The sequence below is a fragment of the Paenibacillus sp. FSL P2-0089 genome (genome assembly GCF_038595095.1).
Lineage (GTDB): Bacteria > Bacillota > Bacilli > Paenibacillales > Paenibacillaceae > Paenibacillus_AQ > Paenibacillus_AQ silagei.
The window spans coordinates 3,104,092-3,128,586 of sequence record NZ_CP152006.1 but is presented as its reverse complement, the minus strand read 5'-3'; the positions used below and the strand labels follow the sequence as shown (position 1 = coordinate 3,128,586).

Sequence of the window (24,495 nt, the reverse complement as noted above, 5' to 3'; positions counted from 1 at the left end):
GGAAAGGGAGATGAACCTATGAGGAAAGGCAAAACACTGTTCATACTCGGCATTATCGCCGCATCCGTCTTCGCACTTGTCTATTTCGGAATTACCTTAACGTCCAATCTGGGCAAATCCAAGACAGAAATCTCTGCCGAAGACGCCGACAAAAGACTGAACCGCATCTATAAGGATATCAACGTGACCAGTGCTGAGCCTGTAAAAGGGCAGATCGATCTTGATCCGGCATCCATCGGCGATTCGTTGCCCGATATCTCCAAGTTCCCCATCTCCATTGAGAGCACCACGGATAGCTTCGTCGAGATTTTCTCCTCCACGGAGAAGTCAGGAACAGGCAATGACGGCTGGCTGAATGAGGTCGCCGCAGACTTCAACGCTGCCGGTATTACAATAGACGGCAAACCCGCCTCAGTCAAAATCCGCAACATCGCTTCCGGCACAGCCGCTGATTATATCCGGTCCGGCAAATATGTGCCTGACGCCTTCACTCCCTCTAATGAGCTATGGGGCGAAATGGTCAAGGCCAGCGGCGTGCAGGCCGAGCTGGTTACGAAGCGTCTGACCGGCAACGTGGCCGGAGTGGTAATGAGCAAGCAGAAATACGATCAGCTGGTCGACAAATACGGCTCGATCAACGTCAAGACAATTACCGATGCCATTGCGGCTAATGAGCTGGCGATGGGGTACACCGATCCTTTTGCCAGCTCAACGGGTCTGAACTTCCTGGTCACCGCACTGAGTACCTTCGACAGTTCGGATCTGCTGGGAGACAAGGCGGTTCAAGGCTTCGAGAAGTTCCAGGCCAACGTGCCCTTCATCGCCTCCACCACCCTGCAAATGCGGGAAGCGGCCAAATCCGGCATGCTGGATGCCTTCGTCCTTGAGTATCAGACCTTCGTCAATGCGAAGGATTTGACCAGCGGCTATGTGTTCACCCCGTTCGGGGTAAGACATGACAGCCCGCTGTATGCACTCGGGCAGCTGCCGCCGGAGAAGCTGGCGATCATCAAGAAGTTCGGCGAATTCGTCCAGCAGGATAAGTACCAGAAGACGGCTGCGGACAAGGGCTTCAACGGCCTGACGGACTATGTCTCCGAGCTGGCACCGGTTGACGGCTCCATTCTCTCCTCGGCCCAGAAGCTCTGGAAGGAGAAAAAGAACGGCAGCAAGCCGATTGCGGCAGTATTCGTAGCCGATGTCTCGGGGAGCATGGCCGGTGAGCCGCTGAACCGTCTGAAGGAGTCCCTGCTGAAGGGCCAGAAATTCCTCGGTAAGGACAACAGCATCGGCTTCGTCTCCTATTCCAGTGATGTGACCATCAATCTGCCCATCGGCAAATATGACACCAATCAGCAGTCCATGTTCGTAGGCGCGATTAACAGCCTTCAGCCTGTGGGCGGCACGGCTACCTTCGACGGGTTGGTGGTTGCGATGAAGATGCTGAAGGATGAGCTGGCGGTGAACCCGGATATGAAGCCCCTGATCTTCGTGCTTAGCGACGGGGAGACCAACGAAGGCCATTCCCTGGATGATATCCGGGGCCTGATCGAGACTTACAAGATTCCGGTATACACCATTGGATATAACGCCAATATCAAGGCACTGGAGAGCATCTCCAGCATCAACGAGGCGGCCAATATCAACGCTGACACAGAGGATGTAGTATACAAAATCGGAAACCTGCTCAACGTGCAAATGTAGACTTTATATTCTGAAGGAGGGTTCATATGTCATTCACCATGGAAATTCCCAGCCCCGAGAAGCTGAAATCGGTCATCGAGGAGCAGGTCCAGCCGGAGCCGGAGGAAGTCACCCAGCTTAAGGAGCAGGCGATCAATAATGTCTCCAGCATTCTGGAGCTGGACTTCGAGTCTCTGGAGAAACGCAAGGCCGTGCTGCAGTCGATTGACAGCTTCGGGATGGGCACCATGCGCTCCTCGTCGGAGAAGAACTCCCTGCTTCAGGTATCGGTGGGCAATCTGTCCAAGACCGGGGATGAAGGCGGCCAGGTCGCCAAGGGATTAACCGAGCTGCACCAGCAGCTCAAGGATCTGGACCCTAGCGCGGTCGATTTTGCCAAAAGCGGGTTCCTCGGCAAGTTTTTCCACCCCCTGCGTAATTATTTCGCCAAATATCAAAAGGCCGATGCCGTCATCTCTGATATTATTCTATCTCTGGATAAAGGCAAAGCCGTGCTGAAGAATGACAATACGACACTGGAGATTGAACAACAGACCCTGCGGGAGCTGACCAAGCGCCTTAAGAAGGAGATTCAGCTCGGCATCCTGATGGACGAAGAGATTGAGAAGCAGATTGAAGCTGCCAAGCAGCGCGGTGAAGATGAGGATAAGGTGCGGTTCATCACGGAGGAAGTGCTGTTCCCGCTGCGCCAGCGGGTCATGGATCTGCAGCAGATGCTCGTGGTTAATCAACAGGGAATTATGGCCATTGAGGTTGTTATCCGCAACAACAAGGAACTGATCCGTGGAGTCGACAGAGCACGGAATGTCACGGTATCTGCGCTCAAAATTTCGGTTACAGTAGCCAGCGCTTTGTACAACCAGAAGATCGTGCTCCAAAAAATCGAGCTGCTGAACCAGACCACCGACAATCTGATCAGCGGCACCTCCAGAATGCTTAAGGAGCAGGGTACTGCCATTCATAAGCAATCGCTTGAAACCAGTATTTCGGTCGATACGCTGAAGCAGGCCTTCACAGACGTTCTCTCTGCCCTGGATTCGATCAGCACCTACAAGCAGGAGGCGCTCCCCAAGATGCGGGAGACCATTACCCAGTTCCGGGAGCTGGCAGATAACGGGGAACAGCAGATTCAGCGGCTGGAAAAGGGCAATACGCTCGGGCTGTAGTATCACTGCCCATATTTAACGCAAAACAGAGCATGGCGGCGGTTACGCCGGTGCTCTGTTTTTTTGCCTGTCTATTTTCCTTTTGCTGTCTACTTCCCTTTATTCAACAAGCCTGTCACCATTCTGCTTAACGTCCCTTGATCCAGGAAAGGAGCGAGGCTTGCCAACAAATCCGGGCTGAGCTGATCCGCTTCGACTTCACCAAGCAACTTCTCAAGCTTCCCTCTGTCCAGAAAAGGAGCGAGGCCTGTGAGCCGATTTCCATCGACAGTACCGTCTGCCACCCGGTCAACTAGATTGCCTAACGTCTCTCTGCTAATAAAGGGAGCCAGCCCTTGAATGGAATGCCAGCTGGGGCTCTCTCCTCTGGCTTGTTGCACCAACAGGTCCAGCTGTTCCCGTTCCAGAAACGGGGCGATGCCCACAAGATTGTTCACCTCTCTCGAACCGTCTGCTGATTGATCGACCAGCCGGCTTAAGGTGGTGCTGCTGACGAACGGGGCAAGTCCAGAAATGACATTCCAAGCTATTTCTTTCTGTTCAGCCTGACGAACCAGTTCATCCAATGTATCTCTTCCCAGGAACGGGGCCAGCCGCATAATTACCTCTAGCGTAAGGACGCTGCTGTCTATGCCCTCTGTAACCTTATTAAGGGCACTTGCTTTTACAAAAGGCGCTACCTCTACAAGCTCTTCCATCTCCAGCTTACCGGCATTGACCAGCTCTGTAACCTGGCCCGGCCTGTTCTCTGCAATCTCCTCTACGATCCGACCCATGTGCGGGTGCTCCCGATGGTCTGCGTTATCTCCTGCATTCAAAATGTCATCTACGGTTAGGCCGAATAACCCCGCAACCTGCGGAAGTGTTCCAATATCCGGCAGCGAGTCGCCCCGCTCCCATTTCGATACCGCCTGATGACTTACATTCAGTTGATCGGCAAGCTCCAGCTGGGTCCAGTCCTGGTCTTTGCGAAGCCGCGAAATATAAGCCCCAATTCTACGTAAGTCGAGCATGATATCCCTCCGAGATTATAAAATGTACAGTGCACACTGTCGAAAACAGCATAGCATTTCAGCATGCACAATCCTATCAATTGCTGGTTGAATGGCTGCATACCCTCTGATTCAACTGCTGGTAGAATGTACTCTTTAACATTAAATGGGTTGTATACTATTCCTGATTATTGTATATTTATTCAACCGGCAATTATTGCTGATTTCTCATCTACCGGGGGATACATCGATGCATTTTTTGAATATCAACCAGCTTACTTCAGAGCAGATTCTGGATATCTTTGAATTAACCGACCGGCTTCGTCTCCGAAAATCAGAACCGCTGCTCGAAGGTAAGACGATGATTCTCTTCTTCCCGGAGACCAGTCTGCGTACAAGGGTTAGCTTCGAGAAAGGCATCAGTGATCTGGGCGGGGCCTGCATTACCTTTCCGCCGGAGACGCTCGACAAGAAAGAAGCGCCGGGCGATATCGTCCGTTACCTGGAGAACTGGGGGGATGGCATCATTGCCAGAATCCCGGATCTCTGCAAACTGGAGGAGCTGTCTGCACACGCCTCTGTTCCCGTTATTAATGCAATGACCGCACATAATCATCCCTGCGAGATTATGGCTGACCTGTATGCTCTGCGCACCCTCCGGGACAACTACCGGGAGCTGACCTACACCTTCGTTGGACCGCCCGGCAATATATCAAGAACTTGGCTGGAGGCGGCGCAAGCCCTGAATCTATCCTTCCATCATGTATGCACGCCAGGTCATGAGATGGCCAGCGGCAATCACCCGGGCTATACCTTTCATACGAGCCTGGACAGCGTGTTACCGGAGAGCGATGTGATTCTTACCGATTCATTGCCCAAGGATTTCCTGACGCCGGAGTATATCGGCGCCTATCAGATTACACTGGACCGGATGAAGCAGACAAGACCCGGGGCGCTGCTAAACCCCTGTCCTCCCTTTTTCCGCAATGAGGAGGTCAGTGAAGAGGTGATTGCTTCGCCTTATTTTATCGGATTCGGGTTCAAGAAAAGCCTGATCTATCTTCAGCAGGCCATCCTGATCTATTGTTTATCGCATTGATGCACCCGCACCATGAGACCTAGCGCAACGTTTCATTTTCTCTTTCATGCAAGCCTTTTAGGGCTTAAGCTGTATATTTGAAACTGCCCGTTTCTCCGATATCTTATTAGAACAGGATTTGTTTTGTATGTTCACCACATTGGCTGAAGGGGAGAATGACTATGAAGGCTTTACACTTACTATCCAGAAAAACAGGTGTCCTTCTGCTTGTACTGCTACTAGCGTCACTCGGTACAGTTGGGGGAGGCAGACAGTCACACACGGCAACAGCGGCTGCTTCTGCGAAATCATATGTGTACTATGTCTCTGACGATGTTCTATACCGTGTAACGACAGATGGAAGTGAGACACAGAAAATCGCTGAGAATTATGACGGCAACGGATTAGACTCAACCGGCAAATATCTGTATTTTTACTATGATGACGGTATGGGAATTCAGCGGCTGTCCCTAAGTGATCCCGATGCTTTAATTACGAGCTTCCTCGGGGACCGGAATATCCTCTTTTACCTGTTCGAGGGTCCCTATCTGTACTTCCTGGATGATACAGGACACATCTACCGCACCTTGGCCGACGCTGACGATGATTCACAGCTTACCCTTATCGCAGACAATGCCGATGTGAATTTCCGGACCTTCGACGTATCAGGCGGGCGGATCTACTATAATGCGCTGAAGAACAACACTACCTGGGTTGCTTCGAGGTCCCGCGACGGGAGTGGAGCCATTCAGTGGATTGCCAGCGGAGCGATTCAGAAGAGCAAATTTTATCATCCTTATGCTACAAGTATTAACCTTATGATTGACAACAAACCTGCCGAAACCGAGTATTCTCTGAACTCAATGGTACTCTACACTCTACCTCTAAGCGGTGGTGCTCCCAAAGCAGCCAATGCCAAAAACCCGCTTGAATCCAATGCCGCCACTGCCGGTAGCTGGTCCGACCATTATTTTCTGTTCAACAAAGGCATTAAAGTGGATGCCACCGGCGATGAGCTGGACTATAACACCGGCAAGGGCTTCCTGATGGATAAGAACGGAAAGATCCTGCAGCTCAGCCAGAACAGTGTGATCAGCATCAGCGAGATTGCCGCGAATAAGCTGGTCTATGCAGATTCCAAAGGCAAAGCCTACATCAGCACGCTGGCTAACGGCAAAATCTCCTCCTCCAAGGCGCTGCCGCTGACGAATGTTCAAGATATCAGAACGGTTAAGAACGGAACGACGCTCACCACCGTATTGTTCACCGCAGCCGATGCTTACGTCCTGAATGCCGATTCATCCTTGACCAAAATGACGGGCGTTGAGTCCGATTACTCTGTAATTACAGACGATATTCCCGGTTTGTATTATATCAACGGTCTGGATAACGACTGCCTGTACCGGTACAGCAATGACGGCAAAACCAAAATCAAGCTCTCCACTGGTCCGGTTAGCTACTTAGCACTGGTCTCCGCGAAGTAATTTAGAGAGAGAATAAGCCGGAATTTCCGATATCGGAAGTTTCGGCTTTTTTAAGATGCGAATAGATAAAGTTCAGTTTATAACAGAGACTTGCCTATGAAAAGACTTCATTCCCGGTATACAGTGGGAGTAGGCGTTATAGATAATTACAGAAAGTAGGCTGGAAATGAATATCGCAATCAAGCTAACCGGACCGGATGAAGCCCACATTATCAAAAATATGTACCCGCTCTATCTGCATGATCTGTCGGGACATTACGGACTTGTAGAGGGGCATCTTCCTAACCGGCATGGTATCTTTGAGGATACAGACGAATACCGCACGCTGGCAGATCAGTATGAGGTGCAGAATATTTGGTGGGACAAGCCGGGCATTCTGTCCCCTTTCCTAATTCAAGCTGATGCGATGCCGGCAGGCTTTGCCCTCATCGCCACCCCTCCTCACTGCGCGCAGGGCGTTGATTATTTCGTGAACGACTTCTTTCTGCTGCAGCCCTTCAGAGGGTCGGGAATCGCGGAACAGGCGGCGGTGCTGGTGTTTGAACAATTTCGGGGTGAATGGGAGCTGTTCACGAATCCGGCGGCGAAGAATATAACCGGACAGAAATTTTGGCGGAAGACCGTCTCCCGCTACACGAAGGGCCAATATTCGGAGCGGAGCGGAGAGACTTTTGACGGCCATAAGCTTGCCTTCAGGTTTAATAACCGGGGATTACAGGCCACTCTAACCCAACCGCCAAAAAGGCTGACCTGCCGGGCATACCGGCAGTCAGCCTTTTCCACATGCAAGGATTCACGGCAGGATTGGCAAGTTAATCTCCTTGGTATTCTTGCCTTCTCCGGTCTTCATAATCATGTTCATCGATTCCGGCTTATCCAGCAGATTGCTGCCGAAATAATGTTCAAAGCCCTCATAGGTTCCAGTACCTGTCGGTGACCATATCTCGGTGGTTCCGTACTTGGCTGTCGACTGAATTTCATTCCTGTGTACAGCGCCAGATATCTTTTTCCTGTTCTCCCATGTAATCTCAGACTCGTTTTTAATTTTGACTACAGTGCGGATCATCAAGGGAGAGAGCTCAACCTGCTCGAGCGTCACTTGAATCCCCTCCAGCATGAAATCCTCCCCCGGCCGGACAATGACTGTCTGCTGCTTTTTGAATTTCGGGTCAAGCTTGAAGCTGATCTTGAGTCTCGGGGAATAATGCACATCGGCTACATTGACACCCTTCGCCAGATCTTTCATTTTCCCTTTATCCATTGAGGCAATCTGGAAATCCGCTTCCAGCTGCTCCGGGAACGGCTTGCTCCTGTCCAGAAGGATGGCGCCGCGCCCGTAAAAAATACGCTTATCATCGTGTCCATTGTTTTTAGCATGGGCGCCGATCCCGCCCCCGTTCTCAAGATCATAGCCGGTTGCCGGATTCTTGATTCTCGCACTGTTAACACTATAGATCTCCTGTCCTTCCGCGACATTAGCTGTATACAAAAAGATGATTTTATTCTCATCTGCCGTTACCGCATTCAGGGTAATCCGGTAATCCCCGCTGGCTACGCTTTGATTAATTTCCTGAATATAGCCGTGCCGGATGGCCGTATCCAGTGTAGGTGCCTCTGAATCAGAAGAATAGAGCCGCTTGAACATTTCCAGCCCGCCCCAGTTCACTTCTCCGGCAGGTCCGGCAGCACGAGGTGCCGCATCATGAATGACCGGAATGAGGAACAGAATGATTGCGGCAACCGCGGCTGCGGCTAATCCGAGGAAGGAGCCTTTGGTGAATCTGCCCTGCCAGCTTCTCCTGCGTCCGAGCTCGATTCCGGCTATAACAGCTTGTCTAATCTCATTGCCTCCGGCGTCCGCTCCGGCTTCCTTGTGTATACGTGCCGCATCCGTCAGCATCGCCTGCTCTTCCCTACTACTGTCCATCCCACTCACCCCGGTTCTTCATAATGGTCCTAAGCTGCTTCAGCCCTTTGTGCTGCCAGGTTTTGACGGTTCCCTCCGGCTTGCCCAGAAGGACTGCGATTTCGGCCAAGGTCATGTCGTTATAATATTTGAGCAGCAGCACATGGCGGTATTTCACCTTCACCTGCGAGAGCGCCCACTGCATTTCCATAGATTCGGTACTGTTATGAATGACGGCCTCCTGCATATGTTCTGCCGCTGTGGGAACCGCCTTCTTCCTTCTGCGCTGCTCGTCTATGCAGACATAGATTAGAATCCTGATCAGCCAGGATTTGAACGCGCCTGAGTCCTTAAGGGTCCTTCGCTTCATCCACGCCCGGCAAGTCGTCTCCTGCAACGCTTCCAGCGCGTCATTACGGTTGCCCAGATAACTGTGGGCAATAGAATATAACTGGTCGCTGTGCTCCATCACCGCTTTGACGAAATCTGTCTCTTCAAGCGGCACAGCGTCAGTTACCCGCTTCATCTCTGCCCCGGACATCGTCATCTCTCCCTCTCCTCTCCATCACTTTTACATGAATTAGACGGAGAGGTTGTGCAAACAGTTTTAGTCTGCGGCAATTATTTCATAATCCTCATGAACAAGTGGAAACGGCTTTGCCGTCCTTTTAAAGGACGGTACCGTTTCAGCGAGAAATAGAAGAATAATTTATAGCGTAAAACCTATAAATTCTTATATTTCAACAGAAAAGCCGCAATCCCCGCTGCCGGGAATATTGCGGCCTTTCTTGTTATATAGGAAACTATAGTTTCCTGCTGCTGTGGAGAAGGTGTGTTGGACCAAATGTATGTGAAAAACAGCATACGTTGTGCTCCCAAGCAGGCACTCGGCCTGAATGTATGTGGAAAACAGTATATATTGTGCTGCGCGCGGGCGTATGGCCCAGAATGTATGTGGAAAACAGTATACATTGTGTTCGCAAGCGGGCGTATGGCCCGAATGTATGTGGAAAACAGTATACATTGCACTGGTGCGAAGGTAATCCTATTCATCCGTTAGGATGACTTAGTTCTGTAGATTACTTCACTTCTCGATAGGACACACCTAGAGCACCCAATTCCCCTTGCGGAACACCGGCTCGATCGTGCCGTCAGCCAGTTCCCCGTCAATATCAAGCGCATCGGAGCCGACCATGAAATCGACATGCGTGAGGCTGACATTGGCACCTCTGGACAGCAGCTCTTCGCTTGTCATGGAGGTGCCCCCTTCTATATTAACCGGATATGCGCTGCCCAGTGCGAAATGACAGGAGGCATTCTCGTCAATTCCGGTGTTATAGAATACTCTGTTCAGCCGGGAGATCGGCGAGTCATGCGGCACCAGCGCCACTTCTCCGAGGTATGAGGCTCCCTCATCCGTATCCAGCAAGGAAGTCAGGTGCTCGCGGCCGGATTCAGCGTCATACGCTGTAACCTTGCCGTTTGTGAAGGTAACAGTAATTCCGTCGACGAGCCGCCCGTTCAGATTCAGCGGAAGCGTACTCTTGACCGTGCCATTTACGCCGGTGCGATGGGGCATCGTATAGATCTCTTCTGTAGGCATATTCGCTACAAAATAGACGCCGCGCGCATTCTCCCCACCGCCGCCGCGCCACAAATGGCCTTCCGGCAGCTCGACACGCAGATCTGTGCCCGGAGCGCGGTAATGCAGGCTTTTGTAGCGTTTGGCGTTCATACGGTCCTGGCTCTGCTTCAGCTCTCCGATATGGCTGCGCCATGCAGCCACCGGGTCCTCGCTGTTCACACGGTTCATCTGGAACACCGCTTCCCACATAGCATCGATCCGTTCTTCCTCCGGCAGATCGGCGAACACCTTGTCCGCCCAGGCACGTGTCGGCGCCTTGATCAACGACCAGCTGATTCTACTGTTGCGGGTGTAGGCCTGGTACTTCTTGCGCGCAACCGCAGCCGCCTTAACGGCAGTGGAGACCTTGGCCGAATCGATCCCGCGGAATAATTCCGGGTCCGGCACCTTTATATGTAATATAGCCCCGCCTTCTTCAGCGAATCCCTCCAGCATATCGGCATGCCACTGCGGATAATACCCGAACGATTCCTCAGGAGCCTTCTCGTAACGGATGCGTGTGACCGCTTCATCGTCCCAGTCTACAAGCACGTATTTCGCTCCGGCGTCATAGGCCTTGCCTACAATCAGCCGGGTAAGCTCCGCGGTCTCCAGCGGGGCGTGAACCATCAGCACTTGTCCCGGCTGCACATTCACACCGACCTTGACTACCAGCTCTGCGTATTTCTCCAGCATCTGCTCAAAATCCTTCATTTCTTCTCTTCCTCCATATCTTCACTGTCTCTTTATAATTATAGCGGAAGACCGGGAAGATGGCACCTATCTATGCTCTATATACAACCGGAAGCTGAGCATGATGTAACGCTTAAGCTTCCGGCAACGCTGCTCTACTGCTTATCCACCTGCAACAGCTGAATGGTCTTCACATCATACGTATGGGCGATTTTCTCTTCAGCGATCACTTTCAGCTTAGTCAGGCTGGCCACCTTGGCCGGATCTGCCCGGGAGAGCAGTCGCCACAGTTCGGGGTCGGACAGGGTCTGATAGAGCTTGTCGTCATCATATTCCTTGCGGTTTTGAGTGACCAGTTTTACCTTGTAGCTGCCGAACAATGCTTCGGTCTGCCCCGCTTCATTGATATGGGCAAGGATCTCCTGCCGGAGTCCGGCCAGCTCCTTTTCCAGCTCCTTCTGCTTCGCCTTGAGCTTGTAATACTGTTGAACCTTCTTTTCCATATAGTCCTCACGCTCCTCTCCTAACATGTCTATGCAGGAAAGAACGGTTAGAATGATTAATTCTGTTGAGACGGTTTAGGTTTAATTCTATAATGAAGTCGTTGTGACAAAATACTGACAGCAGGTGAACCCATGTTCCAGACTTATCTATTTCCGATTTCCTATGCATTCATGGCTTTTCCGGTTGCGGCGCTGTTCTTCACCTTGCCGCTGCTGATCGTGCAATACCGCCGGCACGGTTATATCAATAAAATCCGGGCCTTGGTGCTGTATTTGCTACTGCTGTACCTGCTTAACGCATTCTTCCTGGTCCTGCTTCCCTTGCCTGATTCTAGGCATAATGCAGCCCCCGCCGGGAGCATGCTCCAGTTCGTGCCGCTGCAGTTCATCCAGGATATTCTGCACAATACGCCAATTACGCGCAGCGACCCTTCCAGCTACCTTAATGTGCTAACCGGAGCGGATTTTCTGCTGGCGGCCTTCAATGTACTGCTGACCGTACCCTTCGGTATGTTCCTGGGCTACTACTTCCGCACGCGCTGGGTGGTCTGCATTATTCTGTCCTTTGCGCTGTCGCTGTTGTTCGAAATTACGCAAATTACAGGCATTTACGGGTTCTTCGACCACCCCTACCGGATCTTCGATGTCGATGACATGATCACGAATACGCTGGGCGGCATGATCGGATTCAAGCTCTCCCTATGGATCTCCGGCCTGCTGCCGAGGATTGAGAAGCTTGACAGCCAAGAGGACCTTTCCGCCAAAAGAGTGACCTACACCCGCCGCGCCCTTGCTTTCCTGCTGGATTCCATCCTGCTGCTCGCGGTGACCATTCTCCTCAATCTGCTCTCGTTGAGTATTTCGTTGTGGGCAGTTAGTATCGTCTATTTCCTGAGCATTCCTCTGCTCACAGGCGGGCGCACCTTCGGCAAATGGGTCGTGCGTATCCGGCTTAGAAGTGAAGACGGCGGCCCGGCCAGACCCTGGGGGGTATGGGCACGATATGGATTACTCTATGGCGTCTTAGGCGGAATGAATTCCCTGATGCCTGACTCCTCCTTCTTCGTCTCTATCGGCACAGCGCTGGCTGCTCTTGTGAAAATAGTCATCCTCTTGGCAGATTTGGCCTTCTTCATCCATCTGGTGCTGCGGCTGATTAAGCGTGACCGTCCGCTCCTCTACGAGGAGCTTAGCAGAACCCGCAATGTAATCAGCTGGCCGAAGCGGCATCAGGCAGCGGAAAGCGAGACCGTGGACAACACGACAAACAATGAATAGAGGTACAACATCCTTATGAATAACCTTATGAATCATAACGACAACAACCGCAAGTCTCCTGCTCAAGATGAGCAAGAGTGGTTAATAGAAGCAGACATCACCAGCATTCAGGAGCAAATGGCACAAGGGAGCTTAACCTCCGAGCTGCTGGTAGGCTGGTATTTGGAACGGATCAAGAGGTTGGACGGTCTGCTCCGCTCCGTACTGGAGGTGAATCCAGAGGCTCTTGCGATTGCCGCGAGGCTCGACCAGGAACGAAGGGATCAGGGCATCCGGGGACCGCTGCACGGTATTCCGGTCTTGGTCAAAGATAACATCGGCACAGCAGATCAGCTGCACACCAGTGCAGGAGCCTTGGCGCTTGCCGATTGCATAGCAGCAGAAGACGCTGAGCTTATCACACGGCTAAGGGCAGCCGGGGCAGTGATTCTGGGCAAAGCCAATATGACCGAATGGGCCAATTTCATGTCGCCTACCATGTGGGCCGGATACAGCGCACGCGGCGGGCTGGTACTTAATCCCTACGGTCCCGGGGAGCTGTTCATTGGCGGCTCCAGCTCGGGAAGTGCGGCAGCGGTTGCCGCTAACCTTGTCACCGTGGCCGTAGGAACGGAAACCTCCGGCTCCATCATCAGCCCGGCGGCTCACAACTCCCTTGTCGGCCTGAAGCCTACTTGGGGACTGGTCAGCAATAAGGGAATTATACCGGGAATCGGCAGCCAGGACAGCGCCGGTCCCATGGCCAGAACCGTCAAAGACGCCGCACTCCTGCTGCATGTGATGGCCGGGAACGACGGCTCTTCCTCCTCTGCTGCCCTGGATTATTCGGCAGGGCTGGAAGTAGATGCACTAACAGCCAAGCGGATCGGAATTCCGCGCTTCTATTATAGTGATCTGGATACTGAAGCGCTGAACATGATGGAATCTGCCATAGCGGTCCTGCGGGAGCTGGGGGCAGAGATTATCGACCCTGTGGAGCTGCCCAATCAGAATCAGAATGCTGAATGGAACCCTACGATTCTACAATATGAGTTCAAGCACGGCTTGAACCGCTATCTGGGAAGCCTGCCGGAGTCGGCTCCTGTGCATTCTCTGCAGCAGCTGCTTGATTTCAACCAGCAGCATAGCGGACAGGCGCTGAAATACGGCCAAGGAAAACTGGAATGGCTGAATTCCTCCGGGGATGACATTACTGAGCAACAATATCTGGAGCAGCTGCAGTCTTCCCGTTCATTAGCCGGTAAGCAGGGAATTGATTATGCCCTGGAGCATTACAGTCTGGATGTGATCCTCTTCCCCGGAGATCATGGATGTGAACTAGCAGCAAGAGCAGGTTATCCGCTGATTACAGTTCCGGCCGGCTACACCGACTCAGGTATTGTTACGCCGGGCGGCTATCTTACCAAGGGACCGCAGGGCATCACCTTCTGTGCCTCAGCCCATAGTGAAGCTATGCTGCTAGGGATTGCGTATAGTTACGAACAGGCCACGAAGCACAGGCGACCGCCGGTGCTCGAGCCAGGTAGCGCGTCAGAATAACCTGGTTAGCCTCCGCTCAGCCGCTGACACAACCACAAGAGGCGGTATCCCGAACTCCGGGATACCGCCTCTTTTTATATCATAGATATACATTCTGTCTATGCTTCCACCGTATCCGCCAGATGAAGGACCACAGGGCAATGATCGCTGCCAAGGACATTACATTCAATTCCAGCGTCCACCAGACGCGGAGTCAAGCGCTCTGAAGCGAGAAAATAATCGATCCGCCAGCCCACATTCTTCTCTCTGACCTTGGGCATGTAGGACCACCAGCTGTAGGCACCCTCCTGCTCAGGATAGAACCATCTGAAGGTATCCACGAAGCCGGCTGCGAGCAGCGTGGTCATTTTGCCGCGTTCTTCGTCGGTGAAGCCTGAATTCCCCCGGTTCGATCTCGCATTCTTCAGGTCAATCTCCTGGTGCGCCACATTCAGATCTCCGCACACGACAACCGGCTTATGCTCATCCAGCTTCAGCAAGTAGGCGCGGAACCGGTCCTCCCACTCCATCCGGTAATCCAGCCTCGACAGATCTCGCTTGGCATTCGGCGTATACACATTCACCAGATAGAAATCAGGGAATTCCAGGGTGATAATCCGCCCCTCATCCTCCGTCTCCAGCTCCAGTCCATATCGTACGGATAGCGGCTTGATTCTAGTGAATACAGCCGTACCCGAATATCCTTTTTTGAGCGCATAATTCCAGTACTGAGCATATTCCTCCCCGTGATCCAGAACAATCTGCCCCTCCTGAAGCTTCGTCTCCTGCACACAGAAGATATCTGCGTCAACCTCCCGGAAATACTCGCTAAACCCTTTATTCACACAAGCTCTCAGACCGTTCACATTCCAGGACACCAGCTTCATCGTTGTCATTTCCCCTTACCTGTCACTAGATTACATCCAGTGTACCATAGATTCGGGTTGTCTATTTGTCTATGAATCTGCCGGCATCCTATTGAAATGTGTGAATCTCCCATGGCATACGTTACAGCAATCATAGTTTTGCCGAATATACTATCCTATCACAAGGAAAAGGAGGACATTACAATGGCTATCCTATTACCGCAACAATTCTTCAATCTGCCGGCTTCTGTAGGTAAATCTTACTATGAAAATCTGGCAGGTGGCATCAACGCAGCTGTGACGGTAAACAACAATTCCGGGTTCCCCGTGGATCTCGTTATTTACCGCGTCAACGCTCCAGTGGTCACTTATCTGATCCCTGCATTTAACAGTCTCACTCTATCTGTTCATGCCCTGCTTGTCGCCGGACTTCTCAGCACAGCTGCCGGTGCAGTCTTCGGCACCATCGAAGTGGCAACCTCTGATTTCTAATCTAATGTAAGAGTATCCCCTCATGCTCTGTTGACTATTTTTGGACTTCTCGCTATTCCGGGGAGTCCATCTTTTTGTCGTTTCAGGACAAATACGATCCATTCCGCTTATTTGATTGAATCTCTCAATTCAGAAATATATTTTACAATCTTTAGATTAATCTCTCATTTATATAAAATTTATGATATAGTTGATGAGAAAATGATAAAATATACCAGAAAAGAGGCTATTATGAAAAAGATTTTTTTGCTTTTATTTGCGGTGCTCATGATCCAGCTCCCTATTGCTTCTGCAACATTTGCATTTGGAGAACGTCTCACGGTTCGCGAAAGATTTATTGGGAATGCGAGCCCGCTAGTATCAAACAACATGAAATATATCCTGAATTTTATGCCTTCAGGAGATATACAGTTATGGAATAATCACAAACGCACCATGATATGGCACACCAATACCAGCGACTTTAGAATATCCCAGCTCGTCATTGATCAATATAATGGCAGACTTAAGTTAATGGATTGGAATAATACTCCATTTTGGACGTCAGACAATAATGCATGGGCTACAGCGTGGTACGGACAAGGGAATGTACCAGTCAACCTCGTGGGTGACCTGCTAATCGTTCAAGATGACGGAAATTTAGTTCTTTACAACACACAGAACGTGGGTTTAGGCTGGTATCCTGTCTGGGCTTCAAATACAGCCGGTCAATAAGTATCATCAAGTCCTCCTAGTAACATGAACGCAAACTTTTCAGCCCTTTCCCTTCCCAGCAGGAAGTGTAAAGGGCATTATTTACGTTCCGGGAAATTTCCCATGCGCCTCGCTGCGGGTTGGCCCCGGCTGTTAGGCTACTGGAGATGTTTTGTGCGCCGTTTGGGCGGATGGTATGTGCTTTTACAAGGCAGTCTCTGATTCAGGCATAGGTCCGATATAAGTAGATTGTGGCCGGAAAATCCGGTTATGGGCTGACTGCTCCAGCAAATGGGCCGTCCAGCCGACAATTCTTCCCGCTGTGAATGTAGGCGTGAAGATCTCAGGCGCCAGCTCCAGCGCCTTCAGAATAGCCGCAGCATAGAACTCGACATTGGTGAACAGGCGGCGGCCCGGCTTATATTCCTCCAGAAGCGCTATCGCTGTAGCCTCCACATGAAGCGCAAGATCAAAGGAAGCATCCTTGCCGACCATCGTAAGGGTCGCAATCTGCAGGGCTTCCGCCCGCGGGTCCTTGGTCTTGTAGATCCGGTGCCCGAAGCCCATCAGCTTCTCCCCGGCCTCAAGCTTCTCTCTCAGCCAAGGCTCCGCGCGTTCCTTCGTCCCGATCTCCTCCAGCATCGATATCACTTCATACGGCGCGCCGCCATGCAGCGGACCCTTCATGGCCCCGATCGATCCGGCTACGGCCGCGCACATATCCGATTCCGTGGACAGCACCACCCGCCCGGCGAAGGTAGAGGCATTCATGCCATGCTCCATGCACAGGATCATATAGGCGCTAAGCGCCTTTACATGAGCCTCTTCAGGCAGCTTGCCTGTGAGCAGATACAGATAATTCGCGGCATGGCCAAGCTCAGGAAGCGATTTCAGCGGCGGCAAGCCCTGAAGCCTGCGGTACCGGTAAGCTATGATCGCCGGTAGCATTGCCGTCAGCCGCACGGCTTGCTTCAGTGTGGGCGGCCAGGTAGCGTTCTCCTCATCCCCAAGCGCAGCCACTGCACTTTGTAATACCAGCATCAGCGGTACAGACGCCGGATACAGATCAAGCATCTTGCAGAGATATTCAGGAATCGCTCTCTCCGCTGCCATCTGCACCTTGAGCTGCGCCAGCTCCTCCGCATCAGGCAGATGTCCGTTCCAGAGCAAATAAGCAACTTCCTCATAGCTTTTGCTCACCGCAAGCTCCTTCGCCCAATACCCGCGGTACACCAGATACCCTTTCTCCCCATCTACCAATCCAATTGCTGTCTCTCCGGCAACTACGCCTTCTAATCCCGTTACTTTAGCCATTATATCTTTACCCCTTTTCCGGTCCCGCAGGAAGAAATTCATCATATTAGGAGTATAAACTGCAAAATCTATATTGCATATTTATAGTTTTTTATGAATCAATAAGAAAATTCTATCACCTGTATTACTTAGGTTCCATGAGCTGCTTCAGCTTGGCTTCTGTACCAGAGTCACCGGCTGGCGTGTAGATGCTACAGCGCAGATCCGCTGCACCTTGTACTTGTAGGGAGGTTAGATGGAACAGCATTTTGCCGGCTTTGGCATGCCGGAATTCCAGTACAACATCCGGCGCGGAGCTGACCCGGCTCTCTTCCCATAAATGATTGAATTCAGGATGCCGCTCCTTCATCTCCGCAATGAATTCATCGTACCAGCGGTCCTCCAGGTATTGCCCGTAGTAGGCGCGGAAGATCGATAGGTATCCCCGGACGAACTGCTCCCAATTCACAGCCAGCCGCCTGAACTCCTTGCGCTCGAACAGCAGTGAGATCATATTGCGCTGCTGCGGAGCCAACTTGGCGAAATCAAGAAACACATGTGCCGCTGCCTCATTCCAGCCCACAATGCCGCAGTGCCGGTCCGAGATGATTGTCGGGCAGGTCTTCAGCTCCTGCAATATCTTCTGCAGAGACGGATGAATCACCGAAGGCTCCTCTTGGGTATAGTCCGTGACTCCCTGCCCGTTCTCCAGCGCCAGAGCGAACAAGTAACTCCGCTCATCCTTCGTCAGTTGAAGTGCTGCAGCAATACAATCAAGAACGGATGGAGACACTTTAATATCCCGCCCTTGCTCCAGCCAGGTATACCAGGTGCTGCTTACTCCCGAGAGCTGCGCCACTTCCTCGCGCCGGAGCCCGGGCGTCCGCCTGCGGGTGCCCTCCGGGAGGCCCGCCGCTGCCGGGGTGATGGCCGCGCGTCTTGCTTTCAGGAATTCTGATAATGCTTGAAGCCTGTTCTGATTGGACATCATGCTTCCTCCTGCCTTACAGTTCGTCTGTCTGTTATTGTAGTAGTAATTATACTAGTATAAACTACAACTTGTAATAGGATAAGCAACATGAAAAAATAAGCTTATTCAGATTAACAGGAGGAATAGCAGATGGAACGTGTCGTGATTACAGGAATGGGTATCATCTCCCCGCTTGGCAATACCGTGGACCAGTTCTGGAGCCGCCTTACGGCAGGAGAATCGGGGATTACGCCGATTGATTCTTTTGATACCACTCACTTCAAAACCAAGATTGCCGGCTCGGTACAGGCCTTCGACCCGGATGCCAGATTCGGGCGCAAGGAAGCCCGGCGAATAGACCGGTTCAGCCAGTTCGCGCTTGCTGCCGCAGAGGAAGCCTGGACGCATTCCGGTCTCCGGCTGGAGGAGCTGGACCGGGAACGGCTGGGCGTCTATGTAGGCTCCGGCGTAGGCGGTATCCAGACATTGATGGACCAGGGCGAACTGCTGCGTTCCCGGGGGCCGGAGCGGGTAAGCCCTACCCTGATCCCGATGCTGATCTCCAATATGGCGGCAGCCATGATCAGCATCAAGCTGGGGGCGCAGGGGCCTACACTCTCGCCGGTGACTGCCTGTTCCATCGGGAATACGGCCATTGGCGAAGCCTTCCGCCTGATCCGTTACGGCGGGGCCGATGTAATCATCGCCGGAGGGGCGGAAGCGGCGGTGACCGAGATTGCCCTGGCCAGCTTCGGGAATGCGACCGCTTTGTCTACCCGGAACGGGGAGCCGCAGGGGGCCAGCCGGCCTTTTGACCGGAACAGGGACGGATTTGTCATTGCGGAGGGCGGAGCTATTGTGATCCTCGAATCCCTCTCCCATGCCCTGCGCAGAGATGCCGTCATCTATGGCGAGGTTACCGGATATGGCGCCAGCTCGGACGCTTATCATATGGTAGCCACCCATCCTGAGGGGATAGGAGCCTATCAGGCAATGAAGCTGGCACTCAGCGAGGCCGGAATTACTCCTGGGGAAGTAGATGTCATCAGCGCGCACGCGACCAGCACAATCGTCGGAGACCGTTCGGAGACCCTGGCGATCAAGAAGCTGTTCGGAGAGCAGGCCTACCGGATTCCCGTCACGGCGAACAAATCGATGACCGGACATGCCCTCGGCGCAGCCGGCGGTCTGGAAGCTATTGCCCTGCTCAAAAGCCTGCAGGAAGGGCTCATCCCGCCGACGATTAATCTGGAGCAGCCGGATGAGTACTGCGACCTGGATTATGTCCCTAACGTAGCCCGCCAAGCGGAGCTGAAGATCGGGATCTCCAATTCCTTTGGCTTCGGCGGCCACAACGCTGTAATCGTTCTGCGCAAGTATGAAGCATAATCGCAGCTAATTCCTATGTACAGCAAACAGCGGATCTCCCTTTCTAAGGGAGGTCCGCTGTTTGTAATGGTTAAGGCCAGGATGCCGGCTGTGACTTGACTGTTCACGGGATCAGGTTACTTTTTCTCCGGTGACACATGGCTGCCCCAGACTGCAACGCCTTCTGCTGAAAGTGCCGTGAAGGTCATTACCTCGCTTGCGGCCGCTTCATTCCATTCCCGCAGGAACACCCCGCTATACTCCGCACCCTCTATCGTCAGCTTCGCCACATGATCCTTGCTCAAGGCCCATGTACCTGTTACTTCTCCGCTTATCGTGCCGTCTGTGTTCAGCTCCACCAACTGCGACTCCGCCAGCTCAGCCGTAATCTCCTTGCCGTGGTTCACCAGCATGTAAGCACCCGTCACATCCTTGGCAGTGTACTTGCCGATCTTCTCTCCTCCGTAACGGTGTGGTGCGACAACAGGCCAGCCTGCTTCATTCATGAACATCTGATGAACCCGAACCTCATGCTGCTCCCCAAGACCCGGGAACCGGGTATGGAAGATCAGATAATACTGCCCGCTTGTCTCGTCGTAGTACGCCGAATTATGTCCAGGGGAGACATAGCCTGTACCTGATCCGGCGGCTTCTTCAGCTGTATTCACAAATTCATAATTCCCCATCAGCTTCACGCCGTAAGGTGCGTAGGCCGGATCATCGAACAGCACTCCAGGCGTCCCCTGCGCATCCAGCATAGCCTTACCTTCCGAGTCCTCGAACGGGCCAGCCGGATGCTTGGAACGCGCTACACGGATATTATAGCCGCCATTCGCACCAAGCCCTCCGTAGGAGAGGAACAGATAGTAATAATCGGTCTCCGGGCTGTATAGCATATACGGCCCTTCAATCCGCGAATGATTCCCTCCGAGCAGCTTCTTGCCGTAGCCCTGGCCCTCCAGCGGGAAGCCCGTAGCCGGGTCCAGCTCCAGGATGAAGATCCCGCCCGAGTAGGAGCCGTAGACCATCCACAGCTTGCCGTCTTTATCAAAAAACACATCAGGGTCCACCACATTCGGCTTCTCCGTGGCATCGTACACCTCTCCATCATCCCCGATGCCGGACATTCCCGACTTCAGAATAATGCCTTTATTCTTGTAAGGACCTTCAATCTCATCGGCTACGGCAATACCTAGCGCCGACAGCGGGAAATCCCCCTTGCAGGCATCGTAATACATGTAGAACTTGCCGTCTGCCAACTGAATGACATCCGGTGCCCACAGCGTATCCGACTGGGCCCAGCTAAGCGTCTCGCTAAGCTCCTCCGTTACATTCGGTATCAGCACGTTATCATCCGTCACGCCGGAAGAAATCTGCGTCCACGACATCAGGTCCTTGGATTTGGCCGAGGCCAGATGCGAACCGAACACGTAATACGTATCCTCCACCTTAATCACAGAGGGATCGTGTACAGATACATTCCCGAACTCCGGCAGCCCCTCCGGATTCCCTCCACTGCATGCTGACAGTAGGGATAAGGATATCAACGCCGTTAAGGATCTTTTTCTCATCTCATCATAACCTCCCTATGTATACCCTTACATTTTGCTGGGCAAATGAGATTAAGTCAACACTTTTATTTATATTAGTTAGTTTTGTTTTATGTTTATATGAAGTATAATCCCCCCATATAACAAAAAAACGCCAGGCCGATTATGGCCTGACGCTGATCTAATCAAACTTAGTATTCGCTGCTGTTGCCGACAAGTACCGGCTCTGGATAGGCATTGCTCAACACGCGGCGCTGCTTCTTCACGACATCCGGCGGCTCCACCGCTGGTGCCATCGGATGCATCAGCCAGGACTTCACAAGATGGGAGTCCGATACCTTGTACATTGGCGGTTCCTTCTCCATGTCAATCGCCATTGCATACGTGCTGCGCAGAGCGAAAGCATCTCCCTTAGGCGGCTTGATCAAGTCGGGAGGTGTGCCCGGGATAGCTGTAAGCATCGAGCCCTTGCTCTCCAGACTTGGCATGGAAGCCAGCAGGCCCCAAGTGTACGGATGTCTTGGATCGTAGAAGATCTCTTCTGCAGTACCCATTTCAACGATCTGTCCGGCATACATTACAGCTACACGGTCAGCCATTCTTGCCACAACCCCAAGGTCATGGGTGATGAAAATGATCGCTGTATCAATCTTCTTTTGCAGGTCCTTCATCAGATCGAGGATCTGTGCCTGAATCGTTACGTCAAGCGCGGTTGTCGGCTCATCGGCAATCAGGAGCTTAGGGTTAGCAGCCAGTGCCATAGCGATTACAACACGTTGGCGCATCCCGCCGCTGAATTCATGCGGATACTGCTGGAAACGGCGTTCCGGTGACGGAATACCTACCAGATTAAGCAATTCAACGCCACGTTTGTAGGCAGCTTCCTTCGTGATATTCTCATGCTTGAACAACACTTCCGTAATCTGCCGGCCAACCTTCATCATCGGGTTGAGTGAAGTCATCGGATCTTGGAAGATCATTCCGATTTCTTTGCCGCGGATTTTTTGCATCTGCTTCTCACTCTTGCCGATCAGATCTTGTCCATCGAACAGAATCTGTCCACGCTTATATTCGCCCGCAGGCTGAGGAACCAGCTTCATGACGGCTTGCGAGGTTACGCTCTTACCGGAACCGGATTCGCCAACAATCGCCAGTGTCTCCCCTTTATTTACATGAAAGCTGACACCACGGATTGCTTGAACTTCTCCTCCGCGTGTTCTGAATGATATAGCCAGGTCTTTTACCTCTAAAAGGCGCTCCATCCTGTCACCCTCTCTGTTTCTTTTCAAGTTATGATAGTGATTCCAAAAAACACGCAATACTATTATTTTATCTACCTTTAGGGGCTTACGTCAAGATTTTTCTGAAAACGTCACCGTAAAAAATCATCATTCTTCGCTATGCTTATGCCTTGTCCGCTTCTTCATCAATCCCCATACAAGCGGCGGTGTTAGAATCAACATGAGCAGCAGCGACCACCCTATGTCAGCTTCACTGACAACACCCTCATGAAGCAGACGGTAAAAAGCATACAAGGAATACGGAAATATCACAAGCAATGCTGTCACAACACCTGGGGTATACAGCTTCAGAACCATACTTTGTGCCAAATGTGTGAAGACATGCAGCAGCAGCGCAGCGAGGACAGCTAAGTAGAGCCAGTAGAACTCTAAAAATACCGCAACAAAGGTTACCCCTACTATCAGAATATACACGAAGAGCACATCCATGGCAAAATTCCTCGTAGTCATGCCCATCATAGGTGCCATACGCTTCCGCAAGGAGGGGGAAAGCGATGCGGTAACAGCCGGTCCATGTTTGTTCCCCCAAGACTCCACTGTAAGAATCTCTTCAAAATCATGAAACATAAAGACTACAGGCAGCAGCCACAGCAAGCTTATTACGTCCATATGTATTTGAAGCCAGTTCAACATCATAACATCCGTCCCTTTGCCGTGAAAGTTGTCATCCGGTATGTTCTCTGCTGTCACTGTCCTGCTTGCGGGGATAACACTCGATAAAGTAAATTATATCCTAGGACCACCCAGGAAAGCGAGGTAACACTAAAATGATCATAAAACCAAGAACCCGCGGGTTCATCTGCACGACTGCCCATCCGGCAGGCTGTGCGCAGCAGGTACAGGAGCAAGTGACCTATGTACTGAATCAAAAAAGGTTTACAGGTCCCCGCAATGTGCTCGTTATCGGCGCTTCAACTGGTTATGGGCTTGGCGCTAGAATTGCAGCAGCCTTCGGTGCTGGAGCAGCCACTGTAGGTGTCTATAGACCGAGTACAGCCAGCGAGACACGGACCGCTTCCGCAGGCTGGTATAATTCCGCAGCGTTTGAGGAGATGGCCCACACGGCGGGCCTGCGCTCTTATAGCGTGTGCGGGGACGCTTTTACCGCTGAGACAAAAGAACGGACCATCAAGTTGATCCGCAGTGAGCTTGGACAGGTTGATCTGGTCATCTACAGTGTAGCCTCGGCGCGCAGAACAGACCCGCAGACCGGAGAAGTTTATCAATCTGTGTTGAAGCCCATCGGCAGCCCTTATACCAATACAACCGTTAATTTCCATACCGGAGAACTAAGCACCGTACAGATTGAACCGGCCACCGAAGCTGAAATCGATGCTACTGTTCATGTGATGGGCGGAGAAGACTGGCAGCTATGGATTGAAGCGCTCCGGGATTCCGGGGTTCTGGCAGCAGATGCGGTCACTCTCGCCTTTTCCTATGTAGGTCCAGAGCTTACACAGGCTGTCTACCGCGAAGGCACCATCGGCCGGGCTAAAGACCATCTGGAAGCTACAGCCTTACAGCTGAATGCAGAATTATCACGAACTGGCGGCCGCGCCTATGTGGCAGTCAGTAAGGGTCTGGTGACCCAATCCAGCTCGGCGATTCCTGTAGTCCCGCTATACATTTCAGTACTCTACAAGGTCATGAAGGAACAGGGAGTGCACGAAGGCTGTATTGAGCAAGCCTACCGGCTGTATACCGGTTTCCTGTACAACCCTGAAGGGACTCCGGTAGATGTGCAAGGGCGCATCCGAATAGATGACCATGAGATGAGCCATGCTGTGCAGACGGAAGTGGACCGGATCTGGCCCATGCTAAGCACGGAGAACGTCTACGAATATTCCGATCTGGCCGGTTACAGACGCGAGTTCTTCCAGCTGTTCGGCTTCGAATCCGGTGGCGTTGACTATGAAGCTGACATCAGCCCGGTTGTTGCCATCCGGAACAGCAGCTACTGATTGCTGACTGACATTCATCTGGTCTGTTGTACACAATCTCAAGAGGCCGGAATCT

At 52.1% G+C, this 24,495-nt stretch carries 21 protein-coding genes; 10 read left to right on the top strand and 11 right to left on the bottom strand.

Annotation, left to right across the window (positions count from 1 at the left end; genetic code table 11):
* Positions 1–18: 18 nt before the first annotated feature.
* Together NST69_RS12825 and NST69_RS12820 are read left to right on the top strand one after the other, a co-directional pair.
* Positions 19–1,704: a VWA domain-containing protein gene (locus NST69_RS12825; RefSeq protein ID WP_036729085.1), complete on the top strand. Its 1,686-nt coding sequence runs from the start codon at positions 19–21 to the stop codon at positions 1,702–1,704.
* Positions 1,705–1,730: 26 nt separating this feature from the next.
* A complete protein-coding gene (locus NST69_RS12820) occupies positions 1,731–2,870 on the top strand; it encodes a toxic anion resistance protein (RefSeq protein ID WP_342549490.1) in 1,140 nt (379 codons plus the stop codon).
* Between the two features lie 89 nt (positions 2,871–2,959).
* On the opposite strand, the gene NST69_RS12815 is transcribed toward NST69_RS12820, so the two are convergent.
* Positions 2,960–3,883, bottom strand: coding sequence for a helix-turn-helix transcriptional regulator (locus NST69_RS12815; RefSeq protein ID WP_342549489.1), 924 nt, complete (start codon positions 3,881–3,883; stop codon positions 2,960–2,962).
* A gap of 229 nt (positions 3,884–4,112) precedes the next feature.
* Here NST69_RS12815 and NST69_RS12810 point away from each other — a divergent pair, with 229 nt between their 5' ends.
* Together NST69_RS12810 and NST69_RS12805 are read left to right on the top strand one after the other, a co-directional pair.
* Complete coding sequence (locus NST69_RS12810; protein WP_342549488.1) at positions 4,113–4,961, top strand: ornithine carbamoyltransferase; 849 nt, start codon at positions 4,113–4,115, stop codon at positions 4,959–4,961.
* 161 nt (positions 4,962–5,122) lie between these two features.
* Positions 5,123–6,424, top strand: coding sequence for a DUF5050 domain-containing protein (locus NST69_RS12805; protein WP_342549487.1), 1,302 nt, complete (start codon positions 5,123–5,125; stop codon positions 6,422–6,424).
* 793 nt (positions 6,425–7,217) lie between these two features.
* On the opposite strand, the gene NST69_RS12800 is transcribed toward NST69_RS12805, so the two are convergent.
* From NST69_RS12800 to NST69_RS12785, 4 genes are all read right to left on the bottom strand, one after another.
* The gene (locus NST69_RS12800) at positions 7,218–8,351 is read right to left on the bottom strand and encodes a DUF4179 domain-containing protein (protein WP_342549486.1); all 1,134 of its coding nucleotides are present in this window, start codon (positions 8,349–8,351) and stop codon (positions 7,218–7,220) included.
* On the bottom strand, positions 8,341–8,877 hold the full coding sequence (locus NST69_RS12795; RefSeq protein WP_342549485.1) for a sigma-70 family RNA polymerase sigma factor: 537 nt from the start codon (positions 8,875–8,877) through the stop codon (positions 8,341–8,343). The genes NST69_RS12800 and NST69_RS12795 overlap by 11 nt, the downstream gene beginning before the upstream one ends.
* A 558-nt stretch (positions 8,878–9,435) precedes the next feature.
* Positions 9,436–10,668, bottom strand: coding sequence for an aminopeptidase (locus NST69_RS12790; RefSeq protein ID WP_036729096.1), 1,233 nt, complete (start codon positions 10,666–10,668; stop codon positions 9,436–9,438).
* A gap of 134 nt (positions 10,669–10,802) precedes the next feature.
* On the bottom strand, positions 10,803–11,150 hold the full coding sequence (locus tag NST69_RS12785) for a hypothetical protein (protein WP_342549484.1): 348 nt from the start codon (positions 11,148–11,150) through the stop codon (positions 10,803–10,805).
* A gap of 132 nt (positions 11,151–11,282) precedes the next feature.
* On the opposite strand from NST69_RS12785, the gene NST69_RS12780 reads away from it, so the two are divergent.
* Both NST69_RS12780 and NST69_RS12775 read left to right on the top strand, forming a co-directional pair.
* Complete coding sequence (locus NST69_RS12780) at positions 11,283–12,428, top strand: VanZ family protein (RefSeq protein ID WP_342549483.1); 1,146 nt, start codon at positions 11,283–11,285, stop codon at positions 12,426–12,428.
* Between the two features lie 15 nt (positions 12,429–12,443).
* Positions 12,444–13,967 (top strand): amidase family protein, encoded by a 1,524-nt coding sequence (locus NST69_RS12775; RefSeq protein ID WP_342549482.1) that lies wholly within the window; start codon positions 12,444–12,446, stop codon positions 13,965–13,967.
* A gap of 98 nt (positions 13,968–14,065) precedes the next feature.
* Here NST69_RS12775 and NST69_RS12770 read toward each other — a convergent pair whose 3' ends face one another.
* Positions 14,066–14,833, bottom strand: a complete 768-nt coding sequence (locus NST69_RS12770) for an exodeoxyribonuclease III (RefSeq protein WP_342549481.1) — start codon at positions 14,831–14,833, stop codon at positions 14,066–14,068.
* Between the two features lie 183 nt (positions 14,834–15,016).
* Here NST69_RS12770 and NST69_RS12765 point away from each other — a divergent pair, with 183 nt between their 5' ends.
* Both NST69_RS12765 and NST69_RS12760 read left to right on the top strand, forming a co-directional pair.
* Positions 15,017–15,304, top strand: coding sequence for a hypothetical protein (locus NST69_RS12765; RefSeq protein WP_036694360.1), 288 nt, complete (start codon positions 15,017–15,019; stop codon positions 15,302–15,304).
* Between the two features lie 231 nt (positions 15,305–15,535).
* The gene (locus NST69_RS12760) at positions 15,536–16,018 is read left to right on the top strand and encodes a hypothetical protein (RefSeq protein ID WP_339256221.1); all 483 of its coding nucleotides are present in this window, start codon (positions 15,536–15,538) and stop codon (positions 16,016–16,018) included.
* Between the two features lie 183 nt (positions 16,019–16,201).
* On the opposite strand, the gene NST69_RS12755 is transcribed toward NST69_RS12760, so the two are convergent.
* Positions 16,202–17,311, bottom strand: coding sequence for a citrate synthase/methylcitrate synthase (locus NST69_RS12755; protein WP_342549479.1), 1,110 nt, complete (start codon positions 17,309–17,311; stop codon positions 16,202–16,204).
* 124 nt (positions 17,312–17,435) lie between these two features.
* Positions 17,436–18,278 carry a helix-turn-helix transcriptional regulator gene (locus NST69_RS12750; RefSeq protein ID WP_340953360.1) on the bottom strand — a complete coding sequence of 281 codons (843 nt, stop codon included), beginning with the start codon at positions 18,276–18,278 and terminating at the stop codon, positions 17,436–17,438.
* 132 nt (positions 18,279–18,410) lie between these two features.
* Between NST69_RS12750 and fabF the strand changes: the two genes are divergently transcribed.
* Positions 18,411–19,649, top strand: a complete 1,239-nt coding sequence (gene fabF, locus NST69_RS12745) for a beta-ketoacyl-ACP synthase II (RefSeq protein ID WP_342549477.1) — start codon at positions 18,411–18,413, stop codon at positions 19,647–19,649.
* A 116-nt stretch (positions 19,650–19,765) separates the two neighbouring features.
* On the opposite strand, the gene NST69_RS12740 is transcribed toward fabF, so the two are convergent.
* The 3 genes from NST69_RS12740 to NST69_RS12730 all read right to left on the bottom strand — a co-directional run bounded on the left by NST69_RS12740 (position 19,766) and on the right by NST69_RS12730 (position 23,169).
* Complete coding sequence (locus NST69_RS12740; RefSeq protein ID WP_342549476.1) at positions 19,766–21,199, bottom strand: glycoside hydrolase family 43 protein; 1,434 nt, start codon at positions 21,197–21,199, stop codon at positions 19,766–19,768.
* Positions 21,200–21,369: 170 nt separating this feature from the next.
* Positions 21,370–22,440: an ABC transporter ATP-binding protein gene (locus NST69_RS12735; RefSeq protein WP_036729120.1), complete on the bottom strand. Its 1,071-nt coding sequence runs from the start codon at positions 22,438–22,440 to the stop codon at positions 21,370–21,372.
* Between the two features lie 126 nt (positions 22,441–22,566).
* Entirely contained in the window at positions 22,567–23,169 is a 603-nt protein-coding gene (locus tag NST69_RS12730; RefSeq protein WP_051478321.1) for an HXXEE domain-containing protein, read from the bottom strand.
* Between the two features lie 77 nt (positions 23,170–23,246).
* On the opposite strand from NST69_RS12730, the gene fabV reads away from it, so the two are divergent.
* The gene (fabV, locus tag NST69_RS12725) at positions 23,247–24,440 is read left to right on the top strand and encodes an enoyl-ACP reductase FabV (protein WP_342549475.1); all 1,194 of its coding nucleotides are present in this window, start codon (positions 23,247–23,249) and stop codon (positions 24,438–24,440) included.
* Positions 24,441–24,495: the final 55 nt, after the last annotated feature.

Excerpts from the sequence above, each read along its gene's own strand:
- NST69_RS12790 (WP_036729096.1), bottom strand. The coding sequence starts at position 10,668 with ATGAAGGATTTTGAGCAGATGCTGGAGAAATACGCAGAGCTGGTAGTC.
- NST69_RS12755 (WP_342549479.1), bottom strand. The coding sequence starts at position 17,311 with ATGGCTAAAGTAACGGGATTAGAAGGCGTAGTTGCCGGAGAGACAGCA.
- NST69_RS12735 (WP_036729120.1), bottom strand. The coding sequence starts at position 22,440 with ATGGAGCGCCTTTTAGAGGTAAAAGACCTGGCTATATCATTCAGAACA.
- NST69_RS12785 (WP_342549484.1), bottom strand. The coding sequence starts at position 11,150 with ATGGAAAAGAAGGTTCAACAGTATTACAAGCTCAAGGCGAAGCAGAAG.
- NST69_RS12820 (WP_342549490.1), top strand. The coding sequence starts at position 1,731 with ATGTCATTCACCATGGAAATTCCCAGCCCCGAGAAGCTGAAATCGGTC.
- NST69_RS12760 (WP_339256221.1), top strand. The coding sequence starts at position 15,536 with ATGAAAAAGATTTTTTTGCTTTTATTTGCGGTGCTCATGATCCAGCTC.
- NST69_RS12815 (WP_342549489.1), bottom strand. The coding sequence starts at position 3,883 with ATGCTCGACTTACGTAGAATTGGGGCTTATATTTCGCGGCTTCGCAAA.
- fabV (WP_342549475.1), top strand. The coding sequence starts at position 23,247 with ATGATCATAAAACCAAGAACCCGCGGGTTCATCTGCACGACTGCCCAT.
- NST69_RS12780 (WP_342549483.1), top strand. The coding sequence starts at position 11,283 with ATGTTCCAGACTTATCTATTTCCGATTTCCTATGCATTCATGGCTTTT.
- NST69_RS12795 (WP_342549485.1), bottom strand. The coding sequence starts at position 8,877 with ATGACGATGTCCGGGGCAGAGATGAAGCGGGTAACTGACGCTGTGCCG.
- NST69_RS12740 (WP_342549476.1), bottom strand. The coding sequence starts at position 21,199 with ATGAGAAAAAGATCCTTAACGGCGTTGATATCCTTATCCCTACTGTCA.
- NST69_RS12750 (WP_340953360.1), bottom strand. The coding sequence starts at position 18,278 with ATGTCCAATCAGAACAGGCTTCAAGCATTATCAGAATTCCTGAAAGCA.
- NST69_RS12775 (WP_342549482.1), top strand. The coding sequence starts at position 12,444 with ATGAATAACCTTATGAATCATAACGACAACAACCGCAAGTCTCCTGCT.
- NST69_RS12800 (WP_342549486.1), bottom strand. The coding sequence starts at position 8,351 with ATGGACAGTAGTAGGGAAGAGCAGGCGATGCTGACGGATGCGGCACGT.
- NST69_RS12770 (WP_342549481.1), bottom strand. The coding sequence starts at position 14,833 with ATGAAGCTGGTGTCCTGGAATGTGAACGGTCTGAGAGCTTGTGTGAAT.
- NST69_RS12825 (WP_036729085.1), top strand. The coding sequence starts at position 19 with ATGAGGAAAGGCAAAACACTGTTCATACTCGGCATTATCGCCGCATCC.
- fabF (WP_342549477.1), top strand. The coding sequence starts at position 18,411 with ATGGAACGTGTCGTGATTACAGGAATGGGTATCATCTCCCCGCTTGGC.
- NST69_RS12810 (WP_342549488.1), top strand. The coding sequence starts at position 4,113 with ATGCATTTTTTGAATATCAACCAGCTTACTTCAGAGCAGATTCTGGAT.
- NST69_RS12805 (WP_342549487.1), top strand. The coding sequence starts at position 5,123 with ATGAAGGCTTTACACTTACTATCCAGAAAAACAGGTGTCCTTCTGCTT.
- NST69_RS12765 (WP_036694360.1), top strand. The coding sequence starts at position 15,017 with ATGGCTATCCTATTACCGCAACAATTCTTCAATCTGCCGGCTTCTGTA.